This is a genomic window from Sphingobium sp. C100 (assembly GCF_000508185.1).
In the GTDB taxonomy this organism is placed as follows: Bacteria; Pseudomonadota; Alphaproteobacteria; order Sphingomonadales; family Sphingomonadaceae; genus Sphingobium.
In genome coordinates, this window is the sequence record NZ_AYOY01000176.1 from 79209 (window position 1) to 90997 (window position 11789).

Here is an 11789-nt window from a genome sequence, read left to right on the forward strand (position 1 = left end):
GGTCTTGCAAGAAGGGTTGATTCCAACCCGAATGCGACGGCATTGATTCGGCCCTAAGGAGACGGGCGATGACGATCGAGGACAAACTGCAATCCGTCAGGACCGATGCGCCTGCGCCAGACCATGTACCGCGCGATCTCGTCGTCGATCTGTCCTGGACGATGGGTTTCAACCCCAATAATCTGGTCGATCCCTATGAGCCTTGCGGCTGGCTGAGCGCGCCAAATGCGCCGCCCATTCTTTACAACGCCGTTGCGCACGGCCATCGGCACGGGGCCGGCCTCTGGGTCGTCACTCACTATAAGGATATCGAGCGCGTCTATACGGACAATGATTATTTCTCGAACAAAGGAACGGCCGAGTTCCAGGCCCTGATCGGCGAGACTTTCCGTTCAATTCCCGTCGCGGTCGATCCGCCCGAACACAGCAAATATCGCGTTTTTCTGATGCCGCATTTCGGACCGGCGGCCATCAAGAAGATGGAGGATGGCATCCGCGCGCTGGTCATCGAGATGATCGAGGAATTTGCGGACAAGGGCGAAGTGGACGTGGCGTGGGATTTCGGCCGCGTGTTCCCGGTGCGCGTGTTCATGCGGCTGATGGGCTTTCCCGCGCCGATGTTCGAACAGTTTCTCGACTGGGAATGGGATATTTTGCACGCCAGCGAGCCGGAAAAGCGCATGGACGCGCTGCGGGGCGTGCTGGCTTTCCTGCGCAGCTTCATTGCGGAAAAGGAAGCTGAGCCCGACGATGCACTGGTTTCGAAGATCGTGCATGGCAAGATAGAGGGCGGCCGCGCCCTGACTGAGGAAGAGAAGATAGGGATCGTCTGGTTCTTATGGCTGGGCGGGCTCGACACTGTCGCGGCGACGATCAGCCAGATGTTCCGTCGTATGGTGCTTCAACCTGAGATTCAGGCCCAGTTGCGCGAAAATCCGACGCTCATCAACTCAGCGGTGGAGGAGTTTTTGCGCACTCAACCGATCCTGGGATCGGTGCGGTCGGCAAAACGGGATTTCGAATGGCACGGGGTTCAGATCAAGGCGGGTGATTCGGTCCAGTGCCTCAATTGCGCCGGCAATTTCGACCCCGAACAGTTCGCAGATCCCCGCACCTTCGACATGACGCGTGCGAATAATCGCCATTTCACCTTCACCGCTGGTGTCCATCTGTGTTTGGGCGCAACGCTTGCCCGACGCGAATTGCGGGTGCTGCTGGAGGAGTGGTTCAAGCGCGTTCCCGAGTTCCGCCTGAAGCCGGGAGCCGACGCGACCGTATTTCCCGGCCTGCTGTCGATCCGCAATCTCCCGCTGGTTTGGGACAGGGAATAGCCTGAGCGCCAACGCGTTGCCAGGGATTGGAGCATCAACCCATGCCAGCACGAACGCATGTCAAAGGCCGCTGCCAGCGCAAGACAGCCCGATGTCATCTGCATGATCCAGACGATGGGCGTGATAACGGACGGAGGGGCAAATATGACGAGCAAAGTCTCGAAATTGCGGCAAGAACTGCCAGATCGCGAAGCGATCCGCGAATGTCTCTTTCGCTATTCGCGTGGTGTGGATCGTCTGGATGAGGCCATGATCCGCAGCGCCTACTGGCCGGACGCAATCGACAATCACCTCAATTTTGTCGGAACGGTCGATCAGTTCGTCGCCATGGCCTTTCCGCTGATGCGCCACATGGACCAGGCTATTCACATGATCGGCAATATCCTGATCGATATGCACGGCGACGAAGCCGATGTCGAAAGCTATTTCTGGGGCATCCAGCGCATCGCTGGCGCAGGCGGGGGCAAACAAGATGTTATCGCCGCTGGCCGTTATCTTGACCGGTTCACGCGTCGGGATGATGAATGGCGGATCGCGCAGCGCATGGTCATGACCGACTGGTTTCGCGATTTCCCGGATTCGGCCGACTGGTCCAAAGGACTGATGGGCATTGCGGTGAAGCCGGGCGGACGCTTCCCGGACGATGCCAGCTATCACCTGCTGCGCCTGTTCCAGGATGAGGTAACATCAGAACCACAATAGTCTCTTAAATTACAGCATCTTGTCGGGGCGCTACATAACTCAGCAGGAAGATCGTCAGAGCGGCAAGCAGCGCGACCGGCGCCAGCAGACGGAAAACATTTTCCGATCCGACCCCTAACGCCAACAATTGCCCAGCGACCAGCGGCCCCAGCGCCGACCCAAATCGCCCGGCGGCCACCGAAGACCCGACCCCTCGCCCGCGCACGGCCCCGCGGAAAAAGGTGCTTGCCGCGCCATAGAGCGTGAACTGGCTGCCCACCACGCAAAAGCCGGTGCCAAGGCCCAGCAGGCTCATCGCCACCATGGACTGCGCGCCCGCCAGGATCAGCAATAATATGCTCAACGCAACGCACGCGATCGGGATGGCCCAGCGAAAGCCGCGCCGATCGACCCATCCGCCCAGCACAACTGCGCCTATCATGCCGCCAACGTTGAACAGGACGAGCGCATCCATGCCTGTAGTGGGCGCTGCCCCCTTGCCGGTCAGCAGGGTGGGCAACCAGTTGAGCATCAAGTGCAGCATCAAAGAGATAAGGCCGATGCTCGTCCAGGTCAGCGCCAGCAGCATGACACCTGTTCGGCTGGGTACGACGCGTTCCGCCGGCGCACGCGGCGGCATGGGCGCCCGGGTTTCGGGCAGCAACCAGAACTGAAACAGCATCAGCACCAGGGCGCCTGCGCCTCCCACCCAGAAGATCAGCTGCCAAACGTCCGGCCCGTGCGCAAAGCGCGCCAGCAATCCGGCGATGACCGCGCCCAGAGGCATTCCCGCCGTGGCGAAGGCCACGGTGAGGACTCGAGCGTTAGCGGCTGCGCGTTCCGCGCTGATCGCCACCACCATTGGCATGGCGCCGCCCAGTCCCACCCCAGCGGCGACGCGCACCGCAAGCAACAATAGATAATCATGGGTAAGCGCGGTTGCGATTGTCATCAGTCCGAAAATCAGCGTGGACAGGATGAGTACCGGCCGCCTGCCCTTGATGTCGGCGAAATAACCACCGATCGCCGCGCCCAACATCAGGCCGAACAGGCTGGCGCTGAACGCCCATCCTGCCTGTGCCGGCGACAGACCCAGCGCAGGCAGCATGGTCGGCGCGGCGACTCCCATGGCCTGGATGTCGAAGCCTTCGATCATCGCGGTTGCAAAGCAGAGTGCAACCACCAGGCGCGATCCCGCCTGGGATGCTGTATCCGCTGCAAAGATCGATGCGGACGAAGGAGCGGACGAGAGCGGCATAGGCATGATCAGATCGTTTCTCTGAGGCGCGGCCCGCAAGAAGGTGGACCGATCCTCGTTGCGATAAAACCTCAGGCCGCGTCCGCCTAGCCCTGCCGAGCGAGCGATGCGCTATGGCGGCGCGACCGAATGACGGGATCGCCGGGCCGATGCCCCACAGGAACTCGACCGTCGCCGTAAATCATTGCTGATCGACAACATCCTGCACCGTGCGCGCGAACCAGTCCCGCGTGCCCGTCAGATCGGCTGCCTTGCCCTGCATCAGCGTGCGCTGACGCGCGAGCAGACACACAGCCGACGCCAACATGACGATCCGTAGCGCTCGCGCTCGCGCATCCGGCGCCCCGAGCCAAGCGGCCAGCGGTTCGATGGCGTGCTGCTCGGTCACCCGCGCCACGATTTGAGCGCTCGACAGATCGTTGGTCGCCACCGCAAAGGCCAGGCCACGCGGGCCGGCCGGCTCCTCCAGCAAATGGTCCGCCAGCGCCTGTCCGAACACCCCACGCGGCGCGGCCGTCAAGCCAGCCAGGTTGATCGACTGCACGAGCGCCGCCTCGAACAGCGCCGCCTTCGACCCGAAATAGCGCGCGAGCAGAGCCGAATTGACTCCGGCCCTGGCCGCAATCTCGCGAATGCCGGTGCTGCTATAGCCCTGCTGCGCAAACGCCGCTTGAGCGGCCGCCAGCAGCCGGACCCGTGTCTCTTCCGCGTTGCGCTTATATCCCCGTTCCATCTCTCCCTTTCACTAGAGTCATGTTGACAGAATGGCCATGCCTCAACTATGTAATCGATGGGTTACATATAACGGTTTCGGCCGCTGCCGCGACTTTTTTCAGGACAGGATTGCCATCATGTCGAATGCGTCGACGCTCGCCGCTCAGCCCGCGCATGTGCCGCCCGCTCTGCGTTTCGATTTCGACATCCATAATGACGCTGGTTTGCTGGCCGATCCGCACGCGCGGATCGCGCAGTTGATCGATGAGGCTCCCCCTTTCTTCTGGACGCCGCACAATGGCGGCCACTGGATTGCATTGCGTTACGCCGACATTTTCGAACTGTTCCGTGCGCCCGACCTGTTCTCGAGCGCCCCCTTCTCACCGGAACGCAAGGCAATGATCCAGGCCTCGATGCCGCCCGGCGCGCCGCGTATGATCGAGTTGACGCCGATTCTGATGGACCCACCCGAACACACCAAATTCCGCGCGCCGCTCCAGCGCGCCTTCTCGCCCAAGGCCATGATGGCGCTCAAGACAGAGATAGAGGCGCTCACCGAAGCGTTGATCGACGACGTGATTGATAAGGGCAATTGCGATTTCTTCGCTGCGGTGAACGAACAATTGCCGGTCCGCGTGTTTCTCAAGATGATGGGCCTGCCCGAATCGCGACTGGCCGAATTCCGCGCGCTGGTGCGGGAAGTGTTCGCTCCCAGCACTGATCCGATGGAGCAGGGCCGCCGCGTCCGCGCCATCGCCGAAGCCATGAAGGACGAAATTCTCGACCGTCGCGACAACCCCAAGGACGACCTGATCAGCCTGTTGTGGAGCCTGGAACTGGACGGTGAGCCCATGTCCTACGACCTGATGGAGGATTATGGCGCACTACTGTTCCTTGCGGGGCTGGATACCGTCATCAACGGAATGAGTTTCGGCATCCGCCATCTGGCGCTCGACCCTCAGTTGCAGCGCCGCCTTCGCGCCGAGCCGGGTTTGATCGTCGACACTGCCGAGGAATTGCTGCGTCGCTATACCTTCACCGTCTCGCAACGGCGCGTAACGCGTGATACCGAGTTTCGCGGCCAGGCGCTCAAGGAAGGCGAAATGATCGTCCTCTACATGCCGGCGGGCGGCCTCGACGCAGCTGAGTTTGATCAGCCTATCATGTTTGACCCGCAGCGAGAAAATAAGGTTCATATGGCGTTCGGCGCCGGTCCACATCGCTGCCTTGGTTCCCACCTCGCGCGGATCGAACTCCAGACTCTCTATGAGATTGTGCTGCGGCGCCTGCCCGAATTCCGGCTTGATCCCGATGCCCCACCCGTCTTTCATGCCGGCATGATGCTGTCCATGTCCTCGCTTCCGATCCGATGGGACTAGCCGTCTGGTGGCGAGGCACATAAGCGCATGATAGAGGTCGCCATCATGGCTCCCGCTGCCAGCGGGGTAGATTGGCCGTCCTGCCAACTATCCCATAGCGGTCAGTCGGGGCCGTAGCCTGCCATGCGCAAGGCCCCGTCCAGCGCATCGCCCAACATCGGGCTGAGCCGGGCGACGGTGCGTGCGCGTAGCCAGGGCTGCATTCGGGGTGCGAGGCCGCCGACCAGCGCACAGCGGCTGGCTCCGCGCTCAAAGATGGTCTCGATGAAGCGTTCGATATGCTGGACGGCATCCTCTACGATCGAACGGGCGATGGCGTCGTCCGCCCCGGCATAGTCCATCACCAGCGGCGCGAAGCTGCCATAGTCCTTCGGGCTCGCCTGATCCATCCAGGCGATGGCCTTTGCGGTGTCATGCCCGAAACGTTCGGTAACGGCGCGGCTGAGCGGCGTCGCCCGGGTCCGCCCGTCGAGCGCACGCAGTGCATGACGCATGGCGCTGAGGCCCAGCGCCGCGCCGCTGCCTTCGTCGGAAATGGGAAAGCCATAGCCGCCAATGGTGAAATCATGGCCATTCGCGCGCACCTGCGCGATGCTGCCGGTGCCCAGGATGAGGATCGCACCATCCGCGCCGCCGTGCGCGCCCAGATTGGCGATGAAGGCATCCGTCTCATAGGTTACGGAGGCGAAGGGAAAGGCGAATCGAGCCAGGGCATCCCGCACGCCTGGCCGCGAGATACCTGCGATGCCCATGGCCGCGCGGATCGTGGCGATCTGGCTTTCCGACAATCCCGCTTGGGCAATCGCCTGCTGCGACACGGCCTGCAAGGTCGTGTAGAGCGGTTCCAGGCCGATCCGCGCATTGGCGGTCCCACCTGATCCGACGCCAATGATCGTGCCGTTCGCGTCGATCAGCCGCGCGCGGCAGTTGCTGCCGCCGGCGTCGATGCCCAGATAATAGGTCATGGATGGCCCCGTCCTTACTGCCTGTCGATCAGTAACGGGCGCATATATCGCCCGCGCGCAATCGATCGACCAATGTTTTCATTCGCCCGCTTCGCTCAGTTGTCCGCCAATCCAGGTCCGTTGCACCCGCCGATCCCCGTCCAGATGAACGAGATCCGCGCGCAACCCCGGTGCGATGGCGCCCGTTTCTCCCTCCAGCCGCAGGAAGCGGGCCGGGTTGCCGCTCGCCATGCGGGAGGCTTCGACCATCGAACAGCCCAGCATGTCCATAGCGTTACGGAAAGCCTGCGCCATGCTGAGCGCCGATCCGGCAAGCGTGCCGTCCGGTCCGCGGCAGGTGCCGTCGACCACTTGGACGGATTGGCCCATCAGGGTGAAGTGCGCCCGCGCGCCCCCTACCGGTGGCATGGCGTCCGTCACCAGCATCACGCCGCCCAACCCGCGCGCGGCCAATGCGACGCGCAAGGCGGCCGGATGGACGTGCAGCCCATCGACGATCAGTCCGAAATGACTATTGCGATCCAGCAACGCAGCGGCGACCATGCCCGGCTCGCGGCTTCCCATCTGCGTCATCGCGTTGAACAAATGGGTGAAACCGGCAAGCCCCTCGGCAAGCGCCGCGACCGTCTGGTCGTAATTGGCCAGACTGTGCCCTGCCACCACCAGCACCCCCGCCTTCGCCAGCACCCCGATCGTCCCCGGCGGCGCCAGTTCGGGCGCCAGCGTCACGATCCGCCGCCCGACGGTCGGGCGTGTCAGTCGCTCCAGCACAGCCGGGTCGATGACAGTGAATTTGCTGGCATCATGGATGCCCTTCTTCACCGGGTTGAGGTGCGGCCCTTCGATATGGACGCCCAATATACCGGGCATCCCCTGGGTCAACGCATCGTCCCCCGCCGCTATCGCCGCATCAACGACGGCGGCATCATCGCTGATCAGCGTCGGCAACAAGCCGGTCGTGCCGAAGCGCCGGTGCGCCTGCGCGATCGTGCGGATACCTTGCGCATCCGGTTGGTCGTTGAACAGCACATCGCCACCACCATTGACCTGCGTATCGATGAAGCCGGGCAGCAGCCATCCGCCCTCCAGCGCGAATTGCGTGCATCCCGCCGGAAGCCGATCGCGCCGCGCGACTTTCACGATGCGCGCGCCATCCACCAGCAGTGCGCTGTCGGCAACGATCCCGTCCGGCAGAAGGATGTCCGCGCCGACAAGAGCCTGGACGGTCATAAGGTCCGCGTCACCTTGGCCAGATGCGGCGGCCGGTCGGGATTGCGCCCCCGCGCCAGCGACAGGGCATTGGCGAGACCATAAAAGCTTTGGATCTGCGCAATGGCGCCGAGCACGGCATGTGTCTCCGGCTGGCCGGGCAGCACCAGCGTCGCAGCGGTGACATCATCTGGATGACCGGCGGCGATCACTTGCGCGCCGCGTGCGTGAAAATCCTCCAGCCGTGTGCGCAGTCCCGTCCGCGCGACGTCGGTAGGCCCAAGGACCAGAACCGGATCGCCCTTCCCGACCAAGGTCATGGGACCATGCGCGACTTCGGCAATGCTGAACGCTTCAGCATGTAGGCCCGATGTTTCCTTGAGCTTCAGCGCCGCCTCCCCGGCGATCGGCAAGGTCAGGCCGCGTCCCAGCACCAACATGCTAGGTGCGTCACGCAGCAGCGGCACTGCGCCTGTCCAGTCGGCGGCAACAGCCGCGCGAAGGACGTCCTCCACTGAGGGCAGCGCGGCGCGCAACGCAGCGTCGCCGCTCCATTCAGCGACCAGATGCGTGATCGCGACCAAGGTAGCGACGAAACTCTTGGTCGCCGCCACGCTGGTTTCGGGACCGGCATGGATGGGGATGCAGATGTCCGCCATTTCGGCCAGTGGCGAGGCTTCGTCGTTGACGATGGCGACCAGCAGGGCGCCCTGTCGCTGCGCATCCTGCGCCGCGGCGATCAAGTCAGGGCTGCGTCCCGATTGCGAAATGGCAATCAGCGGCACATCCCTGAAATGCGGCGAGGTGGCGTGATAGAGGGAGCCGATTGACGGCGCGTGGCTGAGCGTCGGGACGCGCGCGCAGGTTTCCAGCAATATCTTGGCAAAGGCCGCTGCCTGATCCGAACTGCCCCGCGCCAGCGTCGCAACGAAGGGCGGGGCCAGCGCCCGCAGCCGCTGGCCTGCGGCGCGCACCAGATCGGCATTGCGCGCGATCTGGTGCGCGCACCGCTCGGGCGCTTCCGCCGCTTCGCGCGCCATGAGCGTGATGATGCCGTCGCCAGGATCGTTGATCATGCCGAACAATACCAAATGACCAAGGAAGGGCAATTGGAATTAATTTGGTTGCATCGATATGCGGTAAAGATAATACCAGATGAGCGATCCACAGACTATGCGCATGTCGGAAACTGGCCGATATGGAGCTGAACCGATTACAGCGCCGGCGTCAATGTCCGGCCATGGAGTATCCATGAGTACCGAAGCCATTGATCCGCGCTATGTCGATATCGACCAATGGCCGACCTCTCTGGCGGTCGAGGCGATGCTGGAAGGGCAGATTGCGGCCATCGGCGCGATCAGGGCGCAGGTCGGCCGGATCGCGTTGGCGGCCGAAGCCGCCGCCAGCCGGTTGGGGACGGAGGGACGACTGGTTTATGTCGGCGCGGGAACCTCTGGCCGGATTGCGGTGCAGGATGGCGTAGAGCTTTATCCCACCTATAACTGGCCGCAGGATCGACTATTCTTCCTGATGGCGGGGGGGCTAGCCGCGCTGACCGAGGCGGCCGAGGGCGCTGAGGATGATGCGGATGCCGCCTGCGCCGAAATCGCCGCAGCCCGCATCGGCGCGCAGGATGTGGTGATCGGCGTCGCCGCCAGTGGCCGCACGCCCTATACCCTTGCGGCGATCGTTGCCGCGCGCGAGGCCGGCGCGCTGACCATCGGCATCGCCAATAATGCCGGCACCGACCTGCTCGCCGCCGCCGACCATGGTCTGGTTGCGGAAACCGGCACGGAAATCGTCGCCGGCTCCACCCGGATGAAAGCCGGCACGGCGCAAAAGGCGATGCTCAACATGCTGTCGACCGCAATCATGCTCCGCAAGGGCCTCGTCTATCGTGGACGCATGATCAACATGCGCATTTCCAATGAAAAGCTGCGCTTGCGTGGCCAGGCCATGGTGCGCGACATTGCCGGTGTGGAGTTGGCAACGGCGGCGCGCGCGCTGGACGCCACGGGGGAAGACATCAAGCAGGCGATACTCGTCGCCATGGGGATGGCGACGGCGGAGGCACAGAGTCTGCTGGAAGCGCATGGCCAGAATCTGGCGGACGCGATGCGGGCCATGCAAAAGGGGGGATAAGGGGAGATGCGGGAGAAACTGATCGCGCGCGGCCAGGACGGCACGCCGCTCTACCTGCAACTGGCGCGCAGCCTGCGCGACCATATCGAAAGCGGGGGCATCACTCCCGGAAATGCGCTGCCTTCCGAGCGTGACCTGAGCGAAATGGCCGGTATTTCGCGTGTCACCGTGCGCAAGGCGATCGAGCAACTGATCGAGGAAGGCGTGCTGTTCCGCAAACAGGGATCTGGCACCTTCGTCGCGCGGCGGATCGAGGCCCCCGCCTCCGTCCTCTCCAGCTTCACCAGCGACGCCATTTCGCGGGGCGAAGATCCCGGCGTCATCTGGATGATGAAAAACTATGCCCAGCCGACCGAGGAGGAAGCCGCCGCGCTCGCCATATCCCCCGTCGCGCGGGTCGCCCGGCTGGGGCGGGTGCGCCTGTCGGGCGGGGAACCATTGGCGATCGAACATGCGGTGGTGCCCGCCGACTGCCTGCCCGATCTCTCGACCATCGGCGACTCGCTGTATGAGGCGATGGGCCATAGTGGCTTTCGCCCGACTTCCGGGACTCAACGCGTTCGCGCCTCGCTCGCCACACCCACCGAAGCCGGACTGCTGTGCGTTCGGCAGAATAGCGAGGTGCTGCGGATCGAGCGGTTGACCCGCATCCCGAGCGGCCGCGCGGTGGAATTCACCCGCTCTGTCTATCGTGGCGATCGCTATGACTTCGTCACCGAACTCAAGGAAATCGGCTGATGGCCTCCACGACCGCGGTGGACATGGGCGCAGCACCCGCCGCCAAACGGCCGCCGCTGCGCACCCTGGGCCTGTACCTGTTGCTGGGTTTTTCAGCGGGTCTGCCCTTCTACATGTTCAACGCCGTGCTGACCCTGCGGCTCGCGCGGCATGGCGTCGATATCGTCGTCATCGGCTTCTTCGCCTGGATCGCACTGCTGCCGACATTCAAATTCGCCTGGGCGCCCCTGCTCGACCGCTACAGCGTACCCGGCTTTTCGCGCTTCTGGGGACGACGGCGCGGCTGGATCATGCTCTCGCAGCTCGGCATTTTCCTGTCGATGGTCGCCATGGCCTTCACGTCAAGCGACCAGAGCCTGCCGCTCACCGCCCTCTTCGCGATCCTGCTCGCCTTCTGGACAACCACGCTGGAAGTGGCGGCGGATGGCTGGCGCATCGAATTGGCGCCGAGTCAGGCCGAACAGGGGCCGATCGTCGCCGCCAATCTCTGGGGCTATCGCAGCGCCATGGTGGCGGCGGGTAGCGGCGCGGTGCTGGTTGCCGCCTGGGCGGACTGGAGTTGGGCTTATCTCACCATCGCCTTCGCCGCCTTTTTGCCCTTCCCCATGCTCGCCGCGATGCGGCCTGAAGTGGAAGGATCAAAAGGCCGCGCCCGCGCTCTCATCAGCGGCACCGTCATTGCGCTCTTCATCCTGTTGACGACCGGGGTCGCCATTGCGCTAGTCGGTTGGGGGCTGCTCTCCGCCGTGCAGGGCGCAGGCTTCTCCGCCAAGACCAATGTGACGCCGATCGTGCTGGCCGTGGCGCTGCTGCCCTTCATCGCGCTCGCCATCGCCCTGCCCCGCATCCGTCGCCTGCCTGTCGATGCGCCCGCCAAAATGCCCGGCTTTGTCGCACCCTATGTCGAGATATTCTGGCGCTACGGCTATGCGGTGCTGCCAGTTCTGGCCTTTGTTTCCTTCTACCGCATGGGCGACGTGCTGACCCTGACCCTGTCGCACCCCCTCTGGAACGCGGCCGGCTACAGTCTGGAACAGATCAGCATGGCGGACGGCGTGGTGGCGCTGACCTGTTCGATGGCGGGTGTGGCGCTCGGCGGCCTGTGCGTCGCGCGACTGCCCATGACGCTTGCCCTCATCATTGGCGCCTGCGCGTCCGCGGTCGGCAACTGGGTGTTCGTCTGGCTCTGGTACGCCGAACCCTCCGCCTTCGTCCTCTATGTCGCGGCGGGTGTCGATCAATTCGGCCATGGGCTGGAGGGGGCGGTGTTCGTCGTCTATCTCTCCATGCTGGTCAGTCCGCGCTATCCCGGCACCCAATATGCCTTTCTGTCGGGCTTCGCCTTCCTGCTGCCCCGCCTGATCGGCGGGGC

Annotated in this window: 11 protein-coding genes; 6 read left to right on the forward strand and 5 right to left on the reverse strand. The window is 63.7% G+C overall.

Annotated features, from left to right (window positions below; translation table 11 throughout):
* The first annotated feature begins 68 nt into the window (after positions 1-68).
* Both C100_RS42235 and C100_RS42240 read left to right on the forward strand, forming a co-directional pair.
* A complete protein-coding gene (locus tag C100_RS42235; protein WP_024021174.1) occupies positions 69-1331 on the forward strand; it encodes a cytochrome P450 in 1263 nt (420 codons plus the stop codon).
* A gap of 144 nt (positions 1332-1475) precedes the next feature.
* Complete coding sequence (locus tag C100_RS42240) at positions 1476-2033, forward strand: nuclear transport factor 2 family protein (protein WP_037530993.1); 558 nt, start codon at positions 1476-1478, stop codon at positions 2031-2033.
* 4 nt (positions 2034-2037) lie between these two features.
* On the opposite strand, the gene C100_RS0125190 is transcribed toward C100_RS42240, so the two are convergent.
* Positions 2038-3276 (reverse strand): MFS transporter, encoded by a 1239-nt coding sequence (locus C100_RS0125190; protein ID WP_084625477.1) that lies wholly within the window; start codon positions 3274-3276, stop codon positions 2038-2040.
* 175 nt (positions 3277-3451) lie between these two features.
* Positions 3452-4003, reverse strand: coding sequence for a TetR/AcrR family transcriptional regulator (locus C100_RS0125195; protein WP_024021176.1), 552 nt, complete (start codon positions 4001-4003; stop codon positions 3452-3454).
* 118 nt (positions 4004-4121) lie between these two features.
* Here C100_RS0125195 and C100_RS42245 point away from each other — a divergent pair, with 118 nt between their 5' ends.
* A complete protein-coding gene (locus C100_RS42245; RefSeq protein ID WP_024021177.1) occupies positions 4122-5363 on the forward strand; it encodes a cytochrome P450 in 1242 nt (413 codons plus the stop codon).
* A 101-nt stretch (positions 5364-5464) separates the two neighbouring features.
* Here the strand turns inward: C100_RS42245 and C100_RS42250 are convergent, their stop codons facing one another.
* The 3 genes from C100_RS42250 to C100_RS42260 form a co-directional block, all read right to left on the reverse strand.
* Entirely contained in the window at positions 5465-6328 is an 864-nt protein-coding gene (locus C100_RS42250; protein WP_024021178.1) for a BadF/BadG/BcrA/BcrD ATPase family protein, read from the reverse strand.
* 78 nt (positions 6329-6406) lie between these two features.
* The gene (gene nagA, locus C100_RS42255; RefSeq protein WP_024021179.1) at positions 6407-7558 is read right to left on the reverse strand and encodes an N-acetylglucosamine-6-phosphate deacetylase; all 1152 of its coding nucleotides are present in this window, start codon (positions 7556-7558) and stop codon (positions 6407-6409) included.
* Positions 7555-8613 carry an SIS domain-containing protein gene (locus C100_RS42260; RefSeq protein ID WP_031310023.1) on the reverse strand — a complete coding sequence of 353 codons (1059 nt, stop codon included), beginning with the start codon at positions 8611-8613 and terminating at the stop codon, positions 7555-7557. The genes nagA and C100_RS42260 overlap by 4 nt, the downstream gene beginning before the upstream one ends.
* A 175-nt stretch (positions 8614-8788) precedes the next feature.
* On the opposite strand from C100_RS42260, the gene C100_RS42265 reads away from it, so the two are divergent.
* From C100_RS42265 to C100_RS42275, 3 genes are all read left to right on the forward strand, one after another.
* Positions 8789-9679, forward strand: a complete 891-nt coding sequence (locus C100_RS42265) for an N-acetylmuramic acid 6-phosphate etherase (protein WP_024021181.1) — start codon at positions 8789-8791, stop codon at positions 9677-9679.
* A 6-nt stretch (positions 9680-9685) separates the two neighbouring features.
* Positions 9686-10417 (forward strand): GntR family transcriptional regulator, encoded by a 732-nt coding sequence (locus C100_RS42270; protein ID WP_024021182.1) that lies wholly within the window; start codon positions 9686-9688, stop codon positions 10415-10417.
* Positions 10417-11789: permease (locus tag C100_RS42275; RefSeq protein ID WP_024021183.1), on the forward strand; the 1373-nt coding region annotated here is incomplete at its 3' end. The genes C100_RS42270 and C100_RS42275, both read left to right, overlap by 1 nt.